Origin of the sequence: Pseudonocardia sp. N23 (assembly GCF_002583555.1) — a bacterium.
Classification (GTDB): Bacteria; Actinomycetota; Actinomycetes; order Mycobacteriales; family Pseudonocardiaceae; genus Pseudonocardia.
The window spans coordinates 89,843-107,580 of sequence record NZ_BEGX01000004.1 but is presented as its reverse complement, the minus strand read 5'-3'; the positions used below and the strand labels follow the sequence as shown (position 1 = coordinate 107,580).

Annotated in this window: 14 protein-coding genes; 8 read left to right on the top strand and 6 right to left on the bottom strand. The window is 72.3% G+C overall.

The window, feature by feature from the left end; all coding sequences use genetic code 11:
* Positions 1 to 7 precede the first annotated feature (7 nt).
* Positions 8 to 997: a hydroxymethylglutaryl-CoA lyase gene (locus tag TOK_RS02385; protein WP_098956109.1), complete on the bottom strand. Its 990-nt coding sequence runs from the start codon at positions 995 to 997 to the stop codon at positions 8 to 10.
* Positions 998 to 1,215: 218 nt separating this feature from the next.
* Between TOK_RS02385 and TOK_RS02380 the strand changes: the two genes are divergently transcribed.
* Positions 1,216 to 2,400: an MFS transporter gene (locus tag TOK_RS02380; protein WP_141566242.1), complete on the top strand. Its 1,185-nt coding sequence runs from the start codon at positions 1,216 to 1,218 to the stop codon at positions 2,398 to 2,400.
* A gap of 79 nt (positions 2,401 to 2,479) precedes the next feature.
* On the opposite strand, the gene TOK_RS02375 is transcribed toward TOK_RS02380, so the two are convergent.
* The 5 genes from TOK_RS02375 to TOK_RS02355 are packed head-to-tail and all read right to left on the bottom strand — an operon-like array spanning position 2,480 to position 8,276.
* Positions 2,480 to 3,520 (bottom strand): zinc-binding dehydrogenase, encoded by a 1,041-nt coding sequence (locus TOK_RS02375; protein ID WP_098956107.1) that lies wholly within the window; start codon positions 3,518 to 3,520, stop codon positions 2,480 to 2,482.
* Positions 3,517 to 4,194, bottom strand: coding sequence for an isochorismatase family protein (locus TOK_RS02370; protein WP_098956106.1), 678 nt, complete (start codon positions 4,192 to 4,194; stop codon positions 3,517 to 3,519). Before TOK_RS02370 ends, TOK_RS02375 begins: the two co-directional genes overlap by 4 nt.
* Complete coding sequence (locus TOK_RS02365; protein WP_098956105.1) at positions 4,194 to 5,600, bottom strand: amidohydrolase family protein; 1,407 nt, start codon at positions 5,598 to 5,600, stop codon at positions 4,194 to 4,196. The genes TOK_RS02370 and TOK_RS02365 overlap by 1 nt, the downstream gene beginning before the upstream one ends.
* Positions 5,601 to 5,632: 32 nt before the next feature.
* A complete protein-coding gene (locus TOK_RS02360; protein WP_098956104.1) occupies positions 5,633 to 6,874 on the bottom strand; it encodes a CaiB/BaiF CoA-transferase family protein in 1,242 nt (413 codons plus the stop codon).
* 37 nt (positions 6,875 to 6,911) lie between these two features.
* Positions 6,912 to 8,276: an amidase gene (locus TOK_RS02355; protein WP_172457363.1), complete on the bottom strand. Its 1,365-nt coding sequence runs from the start codon at positions 8,274 to 8,276 to the stop codon at positions 6,912 to 6,914.
* 259 nt (positions 8,277 to 8,535) lie between these two features.
* Here TOK_RS02355 and TOK_RS02350 point away from each other — a divergent pair, with 259 nt between their 5' ends.
* The 7 genes from TOK_RS02350 (at position 8,536) to TOK_RS02320 (ending at position 17,587) form a co-directional block, all read left to right on the top strand.
* A complete protein-coding gene (locus TOK_RS02350) occupies positions 8,536 to 9,240 on the top strand; it encodes a GntR family transcriptional regulator (protein ID WP_172457362.1) in 705 nt (234 codons plus the stop codon).
* Between the two features lie 80 nt (positions 9,241 to 9,320).
* Positions 9,321 to 10,403, top strand: coding sequence for an isocitrate/isopropylmalate dehydrogenase family protein (locus tag TOK_RS02345; RefSeq protein WP_098956101.1), 1,083 nt, complete (start codon positions 9,321 to 9,323; stop codon positions 10,401 to 10,403).
* Between the two features lie 316 nt (positions 10,404 to 10,719).
* The gene (kdpF, locus tag TOK_RS31465; RefSeq protein WP_141566241.1) at positions 10,720 to 10,821 is read left to right on the top strand and encodes a K(+)-transporting ATPase subunit F; all 102 of its coding nucleotides are present in this window, start codon (positions 10,720 to 10,722) and stop codon (positions 10,819 to 10,821) included.
* A complete protein-coding gene (gene kdpA, locus TOK_RS02335; protein WP_098956099.1) occupies positions 10,821 to 12,482 on the top strand; it encodes a potassium-transporting ATPase subunit KdpA in 1,662 nt (553 codons plus the stop codon). The genes kdpF and kdpA overlap by 1 nt, the downstream gene beginning before the upstream one ends.
* Positions 12,479 to 14,488, top strand: a complete 2,010-nt coding sequence (gene kdpB / locus TOK_RS02330) for a potassium-transporting ATPase subunit KdpB (RefSeq protein WP_098956098.1) — start codon at positions 12,479 to 12,481, stop codon at positions 14,486 to 14,488. The genes kdpA and kdpB overlap by 4 nt, the downstream gene beginning before the upstream one ends.
* Position 14,489: 1 nt before the next feature.
* Complete coding sequence (locus TOK_RS02325; RefSeq protein ID WP_098956097.1) at positions 14,490 to 15,086, top strand: potassium-transporting ATPase subunit C; 597 nt, start codon at positions 14,490 to 14,492, stop codon at positions 15,084 to 15,086.
* 8 nt (positions 15,087 to 15,094) lie between these two features.
* Positions 15,095 to 17,587, top strand: a complete 2,493-nt coding sequence (locus TOK_RS02320; RefSeq protein WP_098956096.1) for a DUF4118 domain-containing protein — start codon at positions 15,095 to 15,097, stop codon at positions 17,585 to 17,587.
* The last annotated feature ends 151 nt before the right edge of the window (positions 17,588 to 17,738 follow it).

Sequence of the window (17,738 nt, the reverse complement as noted above, 5' to 3'; positions counted from 1 at the left end):
CGGTGGGTCAGCCCTGCAGCGCGGAGTTGCCGCGGGCGGGGGCGTCGATGTGCTGCAGCGCCAGCTCGTGGAACTCCTGGTAGGTGCCGTACTTCGACACCCGGCCGTAGGTGGGCAGGCCGATGATCTCGGCGGTCCGGTTGGCGGCCTTGCGCACCGCGTCCAGGTCGACCCCGGTGCGGATGCCCATCTCGTCGAACATGTTGACGACGTCCTCGGTCGGCACGTTGCCCATGCCCAGCACCGAGACCGGCATCGAGATGCCGCCGCCGTAGCCGCCCGCGCACGTCTCGAACAGGGTGGCGCCGTTGTCGAACGCGGCGACGATGTTGGCCAGCGCCATGCCGGTCCGGTCGTGCATGTGCATGCCCAGCGTCAGCTCGGGCCAGCGCGAGGTGATCGCCTTGACCCGCTTGCCGACCATCCGCGGGTTCGCCATGCCGATACTGTCGGCGATGCTGACCTCGGTGATCCCGAAGCCCACGAACGTCTCGATCAGGCCGAGGATGTGCTCCTCGGTCTGCTCGCCCTCGTAGGGGCACAGGAAGCAGCAGCCCATGCTGACGTTGACCTCGACCTTTTCGGCCTGCGCCAGCTCGGTGACCAGCCGGATCTGCTCGACGTTCTGCGCGAGCGTCATGTTCGAGTTCTTCTTGTTGTACGTCTCGCTCGCGACGATCAGCGACGACAGCTTGGTGCAGCCCGCGGCGACGGCGCGCTGGGCGCCGCGCAGGTTCGGCACCAGCGCACGGAACACCGTGCCGGGCCGGTCGGGGAGCCGCTGCACGACCTCGCTCGCGTCGGCGAGCATGGGGATGACCTTCGGGTGGACGAAGCCGGTGACCTCGAGCTCGGGGATGCCCGCGTCGGCGAGCATCTCGATGAGCTCGAGCTTCTCCTCGGTCGTCGGGACGTGCCAGTCCGACTCGTAGACCATCGTCTGCAGCCCGTCGCGCAGCAGGACCTCGACGATGCGGGCCTGGGGCTCCTCGGCCATGCGGGCGTCCTCTCCGTTGGGGTTGCGGCGGGGGCGCCGCGGTCGACGTGAATGTATACGATCGACGGGCCCGAGGCCATGCTTGTGTGGCGTGGTCCCGTTCTCTGGAACAGGGTGTGGATCAGGGCTTTCGTCGACGAAATCGGTGTGCGACGGTGGTCCTGCGCGACGCGCGCGGCCCACCGTGGCGGGATGACTCGCATACAATTGGAGGGTTTGTGACGGAAGTGCGCGTGGGATGGGGGCGGGTGCTCGCGGCCGTCACCTGCTCGGCCACGCTGACGATGCTGCCGGTGTTCCTCCTCGGCGCCGCAGCGCCCAGCCTGCGGGCGGACCTGCACGTCGACGCGGGCCGGCTCGGCCTGGCCGTGTCGGCGTTCTGGATAGCGATGGCCCTGGTCGGGCTCGTCGGCGGGCACGTCGCGCACGCGCTCGGCGCCCGGGCCACGACGCTGGTCGGGATCGGCGTCGGCGTCGTGTCGCTCGTGGGCCTCGCGACCGCCACGTCGTTCCCGCTGCTGATCGTCTTCGCCGTGGTCGGTGGCACGGCCACCGCGCTCGCGACGCCGGCGGGGGACATGGCCGTCTTCGCCACCGTCCCCGCCGACCGCCGCGGCCTCGCCTACGGGATCAAGCAGGCGTCGCTGCCCGCCGCGTCGCTGCTCGCGGGGCTGGGCGTCCCGCTGATCGTGCTCACGGTGGGCTGGCGGTGGGCGTTCGCAGCGGCGGCGCTGCTCGCGCTCCCGGCCGTGCTCGCCTTCCCGCGCAGGTTTCCCCGTTCACACGCACCCTCCTCCGCCGAGCCCGCCCCGCGGCGGGCTGTGAAGCCGCGCGGGCTCGTCCCCGTCTCGGTCGCCGTCGGGCTCGCCATGGCCGCGGTGTCGGCGACCGGTGGCTTCTACGTCGTCGCCGCCGTCGCGGGCGGGACCGCCGCCCCGACCGCGGGGTTCCTGCTGGCGCTCGGCGGGGTCTGCGGGATCGGTGGCCGCTTCATCGCGTCCTGGCGCTTCGGCACGGCGGGACGCCCGTTGCTGGTGTGTGCCGGGCTCATGGGGGCGGGCGGCATCGGGACCGCGGGCCTCGCCCTCCTGGCCGGCTCGACGGCCGGGCTCGCCGTCGCGACCGTGCTGGCCTGCGGCGCGGGCTGGGGCTGGAACGGGCTGCTCACCCAGGACGTCGTCGCCTCGCACCCGGAGGCCACCGCGCGGGCGTCCGCCGCGATCATGGTCGGTGCCGCGTCCGGGGGAGTGGCGGGACCGGTCCTGTTCGGGCTGCTCGCGACGGGCGCGGGCTACACCGTCGCCTGGCTCTGCGCAGGCGCGTGCCTGCTGCTGGCGGCGACGGTCCTCGTCGTGCGCGAGGCCCGCCGGCGGCTCCCGGTCACGGCAGCCCGACCCCTGTGAGCGGCCGGGAGAGGCCGGGGCCCGGCCATGGAAGTGCCCGGACCCCCCACCGCGAGGGCCCGGGCACCGGCAGGGGCGGCTACTCGCCGCCCACGTCCAGCAGGATCTTGCCGTAGTGCCTGCGCGCCACCAGCTCCTCCTGCGCCTTCGCGGCCTCCGCCAGCGGGTACACGGCGTGCACCCGCGGCGAGAAGGTCCCGTTGGCGACGAGGCGCAGCACGTTGGTCATCTCGTCGCGGGTCTGCGTGTGCGAGGAGATGTAGGAGATGTGGCGCCGGAAGAACTCGATGATGTCGAACGGCACCACCTCACCCGCGTGCGCGCCGATGCTGATCAGGCGGGCGTAGGGCCGCATGACGTGCATCGACTTCCCGAACGCCTCGCCACCGACCACGTCGAACACCAGGTCGACCCCGCGTCCGCCCGTCGCGTCGAGGATCTCGGCGTACAGGTCGGGGGAGGTCTTGTAGTTGATGACGTGGTCGGCGCCGTCGGACCTGGCGCGTTCGAGCGTGGAGTCCTGGCTCGCCGTGCCGATCACGGTGGCGCCGGCGGCCTTGCAGATCTGCAGGGCCGCCGACGCGACGCCGGAGCCGATCGAGTGGATCAGCACCGTCTCGCCGAGCTTCAGCCCGCCACGCGGGATGAGCGCGTGGTACGCCGTGCCGAACGCCGTCAGCGAGGCGGCGGCGTCGGCGAACGACAGCCCGTCGGGCAGCGGCAGGCAGTGGTTCGCCGGCGTGAGCAGTTTCTCGGCGTAGGCGCCGCGGATGTGCTCGCCGTAGAGCCTGCGGTTCTCGCACAGGTTGTCCTGCCCGCGCTTGCACCACTCGCAGTACCCGCAGGTGCGGATGTAGGAGACCGCGACGCGGTCGCCGACCTTCGGCGACTCGACACCCTCGCCGACCGACGAGACGACACCCGCGCACTCGAGCCCGAGGATGTGCGGCATCTCGAAGTCGAAGCGCGACACCCCCTCGCGGATGTCGATGTCGACGTGGTTGAGCGCCGTGAACCTCACGTCGACGACGACGTCGCCCGGTCCGGCGACCGGGTCGGGCATGTCGGCGTAGCGCAGGACCTCCGGGCCGCCGAAGGTGTCGAAGACGACGGCCTTCACCGGTACGCCCCCGCACTGACCGACGCGATCGCGGCGATCGCCTCCGCGCTGGTCACGACGTCGGCGTACTTTCCGTCGAGGTCGATGAGGTTGGCCCGGTGCTGCTCGGGGCTGCGGTCACCGACGGCGTCGGCGACGACGACCGAGCGGAACCCGTAGGCCTGCGCGTCGACGGCGGTCTGGCGGACGCAGCCCGACGTCGAGCAGCCGACGTTGATGATCGTGTCGATCCCGCGGCGCTGCAGCACCTGCTGCAGCTCGGTGCCGATGAAGGAGCTGCTGTGCCGCTTGGTGAGCAGGTAGTCGCCGTCCTGCATCGCGACGCGCTCGTCGATCTCCACCCAGCGGCTGCCGAGGGTGAGCGCGCCCAGCGCGGGGCACTTCTCGACGAAGAGCCCGCCGTCGGCGAGGTCCTCGCGATAGGCGACCCGGGTGTAGATGACGGGCACGCCGGCCTCGCGGGCCGCCGCGAGGATCCCCTTGGTGACCTCGATCGGCGCGTCCTGGTTGGCCGAGCCGAGCGGGCACCCGGGGTCGGTCATGCCGTACTGGAAGTCGATCACCAGCACGCAGGGCGTGTCACCGAAGCCCGTGCGCTGCCGCATCCCACGGGAGGCGTAGTCGTCGAGTGTCGCGTCGTCGATCGCTGCCGACGCGCTCTCGGTCACCGTCATCAGAAGGTCTCGGGTGTGGTGGCCGGGACGAACCTGCCGACGTTCTGCGGGCCGACGAACGCGCCCTTGTCGATCATCACGTTGCCGCGCAGGATCGTCGTGACCGGCATGCCGTTGACGTCCCAGCCGTCCCAGTTGCTGTAGTCGCAGTCCGAGTGCAGGTTCTCGCCCTGCTTGTAGGTGTGGGTGAACCCGTCGTCCAGGATCACGATGTCGGCGTCGGCGCCCGGGCGCAGCACACCCTTGGTGCCGTAGATGCCGAAGAGCCGCGCCGGGTTGGCCGAGGTCAGCTCGACGAAGCGGGGGACGGACAGCCGGCCCTTGCGCACGCCCTCGGACCAGAACACCGACAGCCGGGTCTCGACCGAGTTCGTCCCGCCGGTGACGTTGTCGACGGTGTCCCCCGTCATCTTGTTGTCCCACGGGATGGTGAAGTCGTCGCTTGCCAGCGTGTGGAGGCTGCCGTTCTCGCACGCCGCCCAGAGCGCGTCGCGGTGCTCGATCGACTTGTTGGGCGGGTAGTTCATGTAACGCTGGCCGTTGGGCTTCTTGTACAGCTCGGGGTCGAACACGAGGTTGGGGTGCAGGACCTCGCCGAACGCGTGCGCGCCCTTGTCGCGGAACTCGCCGATCGCCTCGACGGACTCCTTGGCGGCGACGTGCACGATGTAGAGCGGCGAGCCGGTGCGCTGTGACAGCAGCAGCATCCGGCGGATCGCGGCCTCCTCGGCCAGGGGCGGGCGGGCCTCGCCGATGTTGGAGAAGTGCTCGCGACCCTCGCTGTAGAGCTTGCGGACGTTGTAGTCGATGATGCAGTCGTCCTCGCAGTGCACCATCACGATGCCGCCGTGCTTCTCGGTCTCGAGCATCGCCGAGTAGATGCGGCCGTCGTCGGTCATCATGCCGCCGATGGCCTCGGAGCCCGCGAACGTCGTGAAGAACTTGAACGACGTGACCCCGCCCGAGATCGCCTCGCGGATGCGGTCGGCGTTGGACTGCGGCCAGTTGCCGGTCATGATCGCGTGCAGCGCGTAGTCGCTGTAGAGGTTCTGCGAGTTCGACTTCTCGATCTTCGACTGGATCGACTCGACGAGGTCCTCCTCGCCCCACGAGATCGAGAAGTCGATGTAGGTCGTGGTGCCGCCCCACAGGCCCGCGCGCGAGCCCGCCTCGGACGACTGCGCCTTCATGGCCTCGGAGATCTGCAGGTCGTAGTGCACGTGGCTGTCGATGCCACCCGGCAGCACGTACTTGCCCGCAGCGTCGACGACCGTCGCCGCCCCGGTCTCGGAGAACTGGCCGTGGGTGCCGACGGCGACGATCTTCTCGTCCTTGACGGCGATGTCGAGGGGCTGCACCGTGCGGTCGTCGGCGACCAGCCCGTTGGTGACGATGAGGTCGTACATTCTCGCTCCCTTGCCCTGCGGTGGGTTGTGGCTCAGATGGCCCCGACGTCCTTGAGCTTCTGGAACTCCTCCTGCGACAGCCCCACCTCGTCGAGGTAGAAGCTCTCGTTGTCCTGCCCCATCTCGCCACCGAGGTGGCTGACCCCGCCCGGGGTCTCCGACAGCCGCGGGTGCACGTGCGTCACCGACGTCGGGCCCAACTGTGGGTCGTCGATGCGCTGCAGCAGCTCGCGCGCCTTGAAATGCGGGTGCTCGGCGACCTGGCTGATGTCGTGAACGGCCGCCGCGGCGACACGCGACTCCTCGAACAGGCGCAGCGCCTCGTCCTGCGGGTGCTTGGCGCACCAGTCGGCGATGGCCTCGTCGAGGTCGGCCACGTTGCGCAGCCGCGTCTCGTTGTCGAGGAACCGGGGGTCGGTGATGAGCTCCGGGCGACCCATGACGTGGAACATGCGCTCCACGATGGCCTGGGTGCCGCCGGAGATCGAGATCCAGTGCCCGTCCGAGCACTGGTAGGTGTTGCGCGGGGCGAGGTCGGCGAGCCGGTTGCCCGAGCGCTGGCGGATGACGCCGCGCTTCTCCCAGTCCAGCATCGTGTAGTCGATGAGCCGGTAGGTCGCCTCGGTGATCGCGTTGTCGATGACCTGGCCCTTGCCGCCGTTGACGTCGCGGTGGTACACGGCCGCGAGGACGGCCATCGCGCCGGTCAGCGCGGCGACGCCGTCGGCCAGCGGGTAGCCGGCGATCGACGGCGGGCGGTCGTCGGCACCGGTGATGTAGGCCAGGCCGGAGAATCCCTCGGCCAGCGTGCCGAAGCCGGGGCGCTCGGCGAACGGGCCGGTCTGGCCGTAGCCCGACGTGCGCAGGATGATCAGCTTCGGGTTGATCTCCTGGAGGACCTCGGGACCCAGCCCCCAGCGCTCCATGACACCGGGCCGGAAGTTCTCGATGACGATGTCGAACTCCGGGACCAGCCGCCGCACGATCTCCTGGCCCTCGGGCTTGTTCAGCGCCAGCGTGATGAGCCGCTTGTTGCGTGCCAGCGTCTTCCACGCCAGCGAGACGCCCTCGAACTGGGTGCCCCACTTGCGGACCGGGTCACCGGTGCCGGGCAGCTCCGCCTTCACGACATCGGCGCCGTAGTCGGCGAGGTACGTCGCGGCCCACGGAGCGGCCATCATCGTGGCCAGGTCGAGGACTCGCAGGCCCTCGAGCGCGCCGCGGCCCTTCTCGACGGGCGAGAGCGCCGAGACGTCGACGGTGTGCTCTGTCATGACAACCTTCCGGTCTGCCCGAGGGCGGGCGTGGGCTTCAGCTGGCGGGGACGGCGGCGCGGGCGGTGTGCCAGTCGGTGACGTCCTGGTACGCGCACGCGATCTGGAACAGGACGGCCTCGCCGAAGCGCGGCGCGGTGACGGCGATCCCGACCGGCAGGCCACTGCGGGGGTGGAACCCGATCGGCAGGCTCAGCGTCGGGCCGTCGTGAAGAGCCCACGGGTAGGTCACCCGGCCCAGCTGCATCGTCTGCGCGCGGGAGTCGGGGCCGCCGGCCATCGGGACGTCGACGGGGACGACGGGGGTGACGATGACGTCGAGACCGGCGAACACCTGTGCGAGCCGGGTGCGGTACTCGGCCCGGAACGCCAGCGAGCGGACGAGGTCGACGGCGGGGACGTCGAGGCCCGCGGAGACGCGGGCGAACACGTCGGGTGAGAAGTGGTCGGGGTGGGCGAGCAGGCGCTCCTGGTGGAACGACGCACCCTCGCTGCCGACGATGCGGGTCCAGTGCTCGTGCGCGCCGGTCGCCCCGAAGTCGGGGACGTCCGTGGTCGTGGTGCCCTGGTCGGACAGCCAGCCGAGGAACGTCTCGATGCGCTCGCCGACGCCGTCGTCGAGGTCGTCGAAGAAGAAGGAGCGGGCGACGCCGACGGTGAGCCCGTCGAGGGGCTTGCCGATCGCAGAGGTCGCGGGGGCGCCCGTCGACACGACGGAGTACGGGTCGGCAGGGTCGAACCCGGTGAGGGCCTCGGTCAGCCGGGCGGCGTCGACGGCGTGGCGGGCCATCGGGCCGACGGTGTCCTGCGTCTTCGCTGCGGGCAGCACACCACCGATCGAGATGCTGCCGACGCTGGGCCGCAGGCCGACGACACCGTTGAGCGCGGCGGGGATGCGCACGGAGGCACCGGTGTCGGTGCCGAGCGCGAGGTCGCAGTAGCCGGCGGCGAGCGCTGCCCCGGAGCCGCCGCTGGACCCGCCGGGGATGCGGTCGAGGTCCCACGGGTTGCGGCAGGCGCCGTAGGTGATGTTCTGGGTCGTCGCGCCCCACGCCAGCTCGGCCATGTTGAGCTTGGCGTTGACGACCGCACCCGCGGCTCGTAGCCGCCGGACGACGGTCGCGTCCGCGGTGGCGACGTTGTCGGCCAGGAACGAGGCACCGGCGGTGGTGCGGACCCCGGCGACGTCGATGTTGTCCTTCAGCGCCACCAGCACGCCGTCGAGCGGGCCGAGGGACCGGCCTGCGGCCCGGCGCTCGGCCGCGGCGACGGCGTCGGCACGCGACGAGTCCACCCAGGTGATGACGGCGCGCACGCGATCGTCGATCTCCTCGTACCGTGCGTGTGCGGTGTCCCAGCCCTCCGGACCGCCGAGCGGTGCGCGGTCATCGGGGATCTGCACGCCCGACCTCCTCTTGTCGCGGGGGCCGCCGAGGCGGCGCGGCCGAAGCAAACTGTATGCAACTCGCGGTTGTGGCGTCAACGGCCGGAAGGCCGTTCCTGGCCCCGAATCCGCAGCAAGTAGTGCCAGCGATCGGTAACGCACCGGAAACAGTCGCATGGAGCGTGCGTCGTGAACTGTGCACAAAGTTCGGTTGTTTTTGCGTTTCCGGAGCCCGAGTGGGTGGCGTGGGTCGTCCGGGCCTGTACCGTCTCGCCGGGTGACGTCGAGTAACGAACGGGCGGCCGACCGGGCGTACCGCATGATCCGGGCGGACATCATGTCCGGCGAGCTGGAAGGCGGGTCCCGGCTGGGCGAGGCCAACATGGCCGAGCGCTACGGCCTGTCCCGCACCCCGGTCCGTGAGGCGTTGCGCCGCCTCCAGTCCGAGGGGCTCATCGAGGCCCTGCCGCACCGGGGCGCCCGCGTCGTCGACTGGCGCTCGCTCGACATCGCCGCGATCTACGACCTGCGGGCCGTCGTCGAGGGCTTCTTCGTCCGCCGCGCCGCGCTCACCATGTCCGATGCCGAGATCGAGCGGCTCGCCGGCCTGTGCGACGACGTCGAGCGCAGTGCCGCCGCGCTCCCGCTCGGTGATCCCGAGCTCATCGACCTGACCGCGGCCTTCAACCGCGAGTTCCACGGCTCCATCGCCCGCGCCGCCGGCGGCGAGATCTTCGCGGCGGTGCGCGGCAGCGTCGTCATCGGCCCGCTGATGCTGCGGACGGTGCACGACTACACCCTCGAGGACCAGCAGCGCAGCAACCGCCACCATCGCGAGATCATCGCGGCGTTCCGGGCGCGCAGCCCCGAGTGGGCCGAGTCGGTCATGCTCGCCCACGTGTACTCCGCGAAGTCGCGGCTGCTCGAGGGGCGTGACGAGATCTTCGGGTCGACGGCGGCGCCTTCCGTCGAAGCGAGCTGACTGCATACAATTCGCGGGCTCTCTTGCCGCGCGCCCGTTCGGGTCACCGCCGCGCGCGTCCCCCGTGAACGGAGTCTCGCATGGCTGTGCCGCCCGCCCCCGCCGCCTATGACGTCGTCGTTCTTCCCGGGGACGGCATCGGTGTCGAGGTCATGGACTCCGGCGTCGCCGTGCTGCGGGCCGTCGCCGAGCCGCTCGGCCTCCGCGTCGACCTCGCGTTCCACGAGGCCGGTGCGGGCGCATTCGCGAAGACCGGTGTGGCGATCGCCGAGTCCGTGCTCGCCGCGGCCGGGCAGGCCGACGCGGTGCTCTTCGGGGCGATGGGGCTGCCCGACGTCCGCCGCGAGGACGGCACCGAGATCGCCCCACAGCTCGACCTGCGGGAGCGCTTCGGTCTCGTCGCGGGCGTGCGGCCGGCCACGCTGCTCCCCGGGATCGACCGGGTCTTGTATGCACCGCACATCGACTTCGTCACGGTGCGGGAAAGCACCGAAGGCCTGTTCGCCGGCCGGAACGACCCACCGTCGGCCGACCCCGACGTCGAGCACGACCGCATGACGATCACCCGCGAGGCCAGCGAGACGCTGTTCGACGTCTCGTTCGGCCTCGCCGCCGCCCGCCGCCGCGCGGGCGGACCCGGCAGGGTCACACTGTTCGACAAGGCCAACGTGCTCAAGAGCCAGGCCTTCCTGCGGCGCATCTTCGACGAGGTCGCCGAGCGCCACCCCGACATCGAGACCGAACACGTCTACGTCGACGCCGGGGTCATGATGATGGTCCGCGAACCCGAGCGGTTCGACGTCGTCGTCATGGAGAACATGTTCGGCGACATCGTGTCCGACCTCGCCGCGGGCATCACCGGCGGCCTGGGGCTGGCGCCCTCGGCCGACATCGGCCGCGAGCACGCCGTCTTCCAGCCCTGCCACGGGACCGCCCCCGACATCGCGGGCCGCGACCTCGCCAACCCCGTCGGGATGGTCCTCTCGGTCGCGATGATGCTCGACTGGCTCGGCGACCGGCACGAGGACAGCCGCTGCACCGACGCCGCCCGCCGGGTCCGCTCGGCCGTCGACGCCACGCTCGCCGCCGGGACCCGCACCCGCGACGTCGGCGGCACCGCGAGCACGACCGACGTGACCGCCGCGATCGTCGGCGCCCTCTGAGCCAGCCTCGGCCGCCTCGGCCGCCTCGGCCGCCTCGGCCGGTGATCCCGCCGCCGGGCGGACGCGCAGCAGGCCGTGTGCCGGTGACGGGCGTCTCCGGGGCGTAGGGATCGCGTCAAGACGCGAGGTCGTGGCGTCAAGGACGCGTTGGGTTCACGGCTCCCGGCGCGCCCCGCTCGCAGACTCACCCCGGTCCGCCGGAGAGCCCGGCGGCACGGACCCGGGAGTGGGTTTCGGTGGCCGATCTGCTGTACGCGCTGGCGCTGGTGGGCGTCTTCGGTGCGCTGGTGCTGTGCCTGCGCGGGCTGGAGCGCCTGTGAGCACCGCCGACGTCGTGACCAACGTGCTCGGTGGCCTCGTCGCCCTGGCGCTGCTGGTCTACCTGACGGTCGCCCTGCTGCGGCCGGAGAAGTTCTGATGAACGACACCCTCGCGGGCCTGGTCCAGGTCGCGTTCCTGCTGGTCCTGCTCGCGGCCTGCTACGTCCCGCTCGGTGACCACATGGCCCGCGTCTTCACCGTGGAGCGGCACTGGCGGGTCGAGACGGCGCTGTACCGGCTCGTGCGCGTCGACCCCGCGGGCGGCCAGCGCTGGCCCACCTACGCCGCCGGGGTGCTGGGGTTCTCGTTCGTGTCGGTCGTGCTGCTCTACCTGCTGCAACGGCTCCAGCCGCTGCTGCCGGCGAGCTTCGGCCGTGGCCCGGTGCCGCCCGCGACCGCGTTCAACACGGCGGTCTCGTTCGTCACCAACACGAACTGGCAGTCCTACGTGCCCGAGCAGACGCTGGGCAACACCGTGCAGATGGCCGGGCTGACCGTGCAGAACGTGCTGTCGGCAGCGGTCGGGATCGCGGTCGCGGTCGCACTGGTCCGCGGGTTCGTCCGCGCCGGGACCGACCGGATCGGCAACGTGTGGGTGGACCTCACCCGCGCCACGGTGCGCATCCTGCTGCCCCTGGCGTTCGTCGCGGCCATCCTGCTGCTCGTCATGGGCGTGACGATGTCGCTGCGGTCGGGCGTCGACATGACCGGCGTCGACGGCGCCACCCACACGCTGCCGCTCGCTCCGACCGCCTCGCAGGAGGCGGTCAAGCAGCTGGGCACCAACGGCGGGGGCATCTTCAACGCCAACTCCGCCCACCCGTTCGAGAACCCGGGCGCGGTCTCGAACCTCTTCCAGATCTTCCTGATGCTCGTGGTCCCGGTCTGCCTCACCCGCACGTTCGGGACCATGGTGGGCAACCCGCGCCAGGGCGCGATCCTGCTCTCGGTGATGGGCGTGCTGTGGGGCGCACTGCTGGCCGTCGCCTGGTTCGCCGAGACCCACCCGAACGGCCCGGCCGCGCTCGCCGCGGGCGGCGCGATGGAGGGCAAGGAGGTCCGGTTCGGCATCCCGTCGTCGGTGCTGTTCGGCATCTCGACGACGGGCACGTCGACGGGCGCGGTCAACTCGATGCACGACTCGTGGACCGGCGGCGGGGGCGGGGCGGCGCTGCTCGCGATGCTGCTCGGCGAGGTCGCGCCCGGCGGCGTCGGCAGCGGGCTCTACGGCATCCTCGTGCTCGCGGTCGTCGCCGTCTTCCTGGCCGGGCTCATGGTCGGGCGCACGCCGGAGTACCTGGGCAAGAAGCTCGGCCGGGTGCAGGTCACCGCCGCGGCGGTGTCGATACTGGTGATGCCGGCCGTCGTGCTGCTCGGCGCGGGTCTGGCGATCGCGCTGCCCGGTACCGCCGACGCCCTCGGCAACGACGGCGCGCACGGCTTCTCCGAGGTCCTCTACGCCTACGCGAGCGCCGCGAACAACAACGGCAGCGCCTTCGCCGGCATCACCGTGACCAGCGACTTCTTCCAGTCGACGCTCGGTGTGGCGATGCTGCTCGGCCGGTTCGTGCCGATCCTCGCGGTGCTGGCGCTGGCCGGGTCGCTCGCCGCGCAACGCCGCGCCGAACCCACCGCCGGGACCCTGCCGACGGACAAGCCGCTGTTCGGCGTGCTCGTCGGTGGATCGGTGCTGCTCGTCGCCGCACTCACCTTCTTCCCGGCGCTCGCGCTGGGCCCGCTCGCGGAGGCACTGTCATGACGCTCGTCGACGACCACCCGGTCGCCGCCACCGAACCCGTGCGCGCCGGGGCGTTCCGGCCAGGGCAGCTGTGGACCTCGCTGCCGGAGGCGTTGCGCAAGCTCGACCCGCGCACCCAGCTTCGCAACCCGGTGATGTTCGTGGTGTGGGTCGGCTCGCTGGTCACCACCGTGTCGGCGATCGTGTCGCCGAGCCTGTTCGGGTGGCTCGTCACGATCTGGCTGTGGATCACTGTGCTGTTCGCGAACCTCGCCGAGGCGGTCGCGGAGGGCCGGGGCAAGGCGCAGGCGGAGACGTTGCGCCGCAGCCGCCGCGACACCGTCGCGCACCTGCTGTCGGGGAGGGTGGTCTCCGCCGCCGAGCTGAGGATCGGCGACCGCGTCGTCGTCGGCGCGGGGGAGACGATCCCCGGCGACGGCGACGTCGTCGAGGGCATCGCGACGGTCGACGAGTCCGCGATCACCGGCGAGTCCGCCCCCGTGGTGCGCGAGGCCGGCGGGGACCGGTCGAGCGTCACCGGCGGCACGACCGTGCTGTCGGACCGGATCGTCGTCGAGATCAGGACGACCCCGGGGGAGTCGTTCGTCGACCGGATGATCGCGCTGGTCGAGGGGGCGTCGCGGCAGAAGACGCCCAACGAGATCGCGTTGACGATCCTGCTGGCGGCCCTGACGATCATCTTCCTGCTGGCGGTCGTCGCGCTGCAGCCGATGGCGGCCTACGCCGGCGGGCTGCAGCCGATGGTCGTGCTCGTGGCGCTGCTGGTCTGCCTGATCCCGACGACGATCGGCGCGCTGCTCTCGGCCATCGGCATCGCCGGGATGGACCGGCTCGTGCAGCGCAACGTCCTCGCCACGTCCGGGCGTGCCGTCGAGGCGGCCGGGGACATCGACACGCTGCTCCTCGACAAGACCGGCACGATCACCTTCGGCAACCGCCGGGCCACCGAGCTGATCCCGGCCGGGGACGCCTCCCTGCGTGAGCTCGCCGCGGCGGCCCGGCTGTCGAGCCTGGCCGACCGGACCCCGGAGGGGCGCAGCGTCGTCGACCTCTGCGCCCGCGAGCACGGCCTCGCCCCCGAGGCCACCGCGGAGGAGGCCCGGGCGGAGTTCGTGCCCTTCACCGCGCAGACCCGGATGTCGGGGATCGACCTGGCGGGCCGGCGGATCCGCAAGGGCGCGGCGGCGTCGATGCCCGGCGGCGCCGAGGAGATCGTCGACGCGATCTCGGACGACGGCGGGACCCCGCTCGTCGTCACCGACGACGACCGGGTGCTCGGCGTGATCCGGCTGTCCGACGTCGTCAAACCGGGCATCGCGGAACGGTTCGCGGCGTTGCGCGCCATGGGGATCCGCACCGTGATGGTCACCGGGGACAACCCCCGCACCGCGCGCGCGGTCGCCGCGCGGGCCGGCGTCGACGACCACATCGCCGAGGCCACCCCCGAGGACAAGCTCGCCTACATCAGGAAGGAGCAGGAGGGCGGGCGGCTCGTCGCGATGACCGGAGACGGCACCAACGACGCGCCCGCGCTCGCCCAGGCCGACGTCGGCGTCGCGATGAACACGGGCACCGCCGCGGCCAAGGAGGCCGGCAACATGGTCGACCTCGACTCGGACCCGACGAAGCTGGTCGAGATCGTCGAGATCGGCAAGCAGCTGCTGATCACCCGGGGCGCGCTGACGACGTTCTCCGTGGCCAACGACCTGGCCAAGTACTTCGCGATCCTGCCCGCGATGTTCGCCGCGCTCCACCCGTCGCTGGGGCTGCTGAACGTGATGGGGCTGCATTCGCCGCAGTCGGCGATCCTGTCGGCGGTGGTCTTCAACGCGCTGGTCATCGTCGTGCTCATCCCGCTGGCCCTGCGGGGCGTCCGCTACCGGCCGACGTCGGCCGCGGAGCTGCTGCGGCGCAACCTGCTCGTGTACGGCCTCGGCGGCGTCGTCACGCCGTTCGTGGGCATCTGGCTCGTCGACCTGCTGGTCCGACTGATCCCGGGGATGTGACGTGCTCTCCACACTGCGACGCCAGACCGCAACCGGTCTGCGGCTGCTGATCGTGCTCACCGTCGTGTGCGGGATCGTGTACCCGCTCGCGGTCTGGGGGGTGTCCCGGCTCCCGGGACTGTCGTTGTCGGCGGAGGGGTCGGCGGAGGGCTCCTCGGTCATCGGGGTCGACCCCGTCGCGGCCGATCCCGCCGCCGACCCCTTCTTCCACACGAGGCCCGCCGCATCGGCCGCCGGGGTGCTCGGCCCGGCCGACACCACGACTTCCGGTGGGTCGAACGAGGCGGGCGACTCGACCGACCTGCTCGACGCCGTCGCGCAACGCCGCGCGGCCGTCGCCGCGCGCGAAGGGGTCGCGCCCGCCGCCGTCCCCACCGACGCCGTCACCGCGTCGGCCTCGGGGCTCGACCCCGACATCAGCCCGGCCTACGCGGCGTTGCAGGCGGCGCGGGTCGCCCGCGTCACGGGGCTGCCCGACGCGCAGGTCAGGGCGCTCGTCGACCGGGCGACCGACGGGAGGACGATCGGCTTCCTGGGCGAGCCGACGGTGGACGTCACCGAGCTCAACCTGGCCGTGCAGCAGGCGGCCGGCCGCTAGGAGGGACGATGGGCAACGTCGGTGAGCTGCGGATCCATCTCGGCGCCGCGCCCGGCGTCGGCAAGACGTACGCGATGCTCGGCGAAGCCCGGCGGCGACGTGAGCGCGGCACCGACGTCGTCGTCGGGCTCGTCGAGACCCACGGCAGGGCGCGGACCGCCGAGCTGCTCGACGGTCTCGAGGTGCTGCCGCGGCGTGAGGTCGCGCGCGGCGGGAACCTCCCCGCCGAGCTCGACGTCGACGCCGTCCTCGCCCGCCGCCCCGACGTCGTGCTGGTCGACGAGCTCGCCCACACCAACGCCCCCGGCTCGCGCCACCCCAAGCGATGGCAGGACGTCGAGGAGATCCTCGCCGCCGGCATCGACGTGCTGTCCACGGTCAACGTGCAGCACCTCGAGTCGCTCGGGGACGTCGTGCACCGGATCACCGGCGTCCGCCAGCACGAGACCGTGCCCGACGGGTTCGTGCGCCGTGCCGAGCAGATCGAGCTCGTCGACATCACGCCGGAGGCGTTGCGCCGCAGGCTCGCCCACGGAAACGTCTACGCGGCCGACAAGATCGACGCAGCCCTCGCCAACTGGTTCCAGCCCGGCAACCTCACCGCGCTGCGCGAGCTGGCCCTGCTCTGGGTGGCCGACGAGGTCGACGTCGCCCTGCGCCGGTACCGCACCGACAAACACATCCGCGAGACGTGGGAGACGCGCGAACGCGTCGTCGTCGCGCTCACCGGCGGGCCCGAGAGCGAGACGGTGCTGCGCCGTGCCGCCCGGATCGCCTCCCGCGCCGGACAGGCCGACCTGCTCGCGGTCCACGTGCTGCGCGGCGACGGGCTGGCCGGCGCCCCCGTCGGCGCCACTGCGGCGCTGCGCACCCTCGCCGACGACGTCGGCGCCTCGTTCCACACCGTCGTCGGCGACTCCGGGGCGTCCGGGGTCACCGACTCGCTGCTGGAGTTCGCCCGCGGCGCCAACGCCACCCAGCTGGTGCTCGGCACGTCGCGACGCTCCAGGCTCGCCCGGCTGTTCGACCCCGGCATCGGCGCCCGGGTCGTGCAGGAGTCCGGGACGATCGACGTCCACATGGTCACCCACGACGCCGCCGGCGCGGCGCTGCGGCTGCCCACGTTGCGCAGCAACCTCCCCAACGGCCGGCGCGTGCTCGGCTGGGTGCTGTCCGTGCTTGCGCCCGTCGCGGCGACCGGCCTCGGCGTGGGGCTGGACATCGGCCTGTCCACCGACGTCGTCCTGTTCTTCCTGGCGACCGTCGTCGCCGCGCTCGTCGGAGGGCTGGGACCGGCGCTCGTCGCCGCGGTGCTGGGTGTGGTGCTGCTGAACTTCTTCCTGACCCCGCCGCTGTACTCGCTGACGATCGGGCAGACCGGGAACGTCGTCACCCTCGTCGTGATGCTGCTGGTCGCGGTGCTCGTCGCGCTCGTCGTCGACCGGGCCGCGCGGCGCGGCGAGCAGGCCGCCCGGGCCCGCACCGAGGCGGCGCTGCTGGCATCGTTCGCGCGGACGGTCCTCACCCGGGCCGACCCGTTGCCGCGGCTGCTGGAGAAGGTGCGGGAGGCGTTCGGGCTGCGCTGCGTCGCGCTGCTGGAACGTGGCGACGGCTGGTCGCCGGTCGCGGTGTCGGGGCCGATGGAGTGCACGCGCCCCGAGCACGCCGACGTCGACGTGGCCGTCGAACCCGGACTGCACCTGGTCGGGACGGGCCGGTCGCTGCCCGCGCACGACCGTCGGCTGCTGGAGGCCGTCGGCGGGCAGGCGCTGCTCGCGCTGCGCGGCCAGCGCGCCGCCGCCGAGGCCGTCGACGCCCAGCGCCGCGCCGAGGCCAACGAGACCCGCAGCGCGCTGCTCTCGGCGGTGGGCCACGACCTGCGCACCCCGCTGACCTCGATCAAGGCCTCCGCCGGGAGTCTGCGGGACCCGTCGCTGCCGCTGTCGGACGCCGACCGCGCCGAGCTCGCCGCGACGATCGAGGAGTCCGCCGACCGGCTCACCGGGCTCGTCGACAACCTGCTGGACTCCTCGCGCCTGGCCGCCGGTGCGGTGACGCCGCTGCTCGCCCCCGTCGGCTGCGACGAGATCGTCGGCCGTGCGCTGCTCGGGCTGGCCGACGCCGGGCGCGTGACGATCGACGTCGCCGAGGACCTGCCCGACGTCCGGGCCGACCCCGGCCTGCTCGAACGGGTCCTCGCGAACCTGCTCGACAACGCGCTGCGCCACGGCGGCGGCGCGCCCGTCGCGGTGCGGGGGAGCGCGCACGCCGACCGCGTCGAGCTGCGGGTCGCCGACTCCGGACCCGGGGTTCCGCAGCGCGCCCGCGACCGGCTGTTCACACCCTTCCAGCGCCTCGGCGACCGGGGCACCGGCGTCGGTCTGGGCCTGTCGGTCGCGCGCGGCCTCACCGAGGTGATGGGCGGCACCCTGACGGCCGAGGACACCCCCGGCGGCGGCCTGACCACGGTGATCGCCCTACCCGCCTGTGAGCGACGATAGTCGCTGGAGCGACCATCGCCGCTCACGACCGCGGGTCGTCCACGAGCGCAGCTGTGCGGCGGAGCCGCGGCAGACCAGCGCGCGGGCGAGGTCGAAGTCCGGAGCCTCGACGACGACGGCCGCCGGCTCCATTGCCACTCACGGGGGAGGG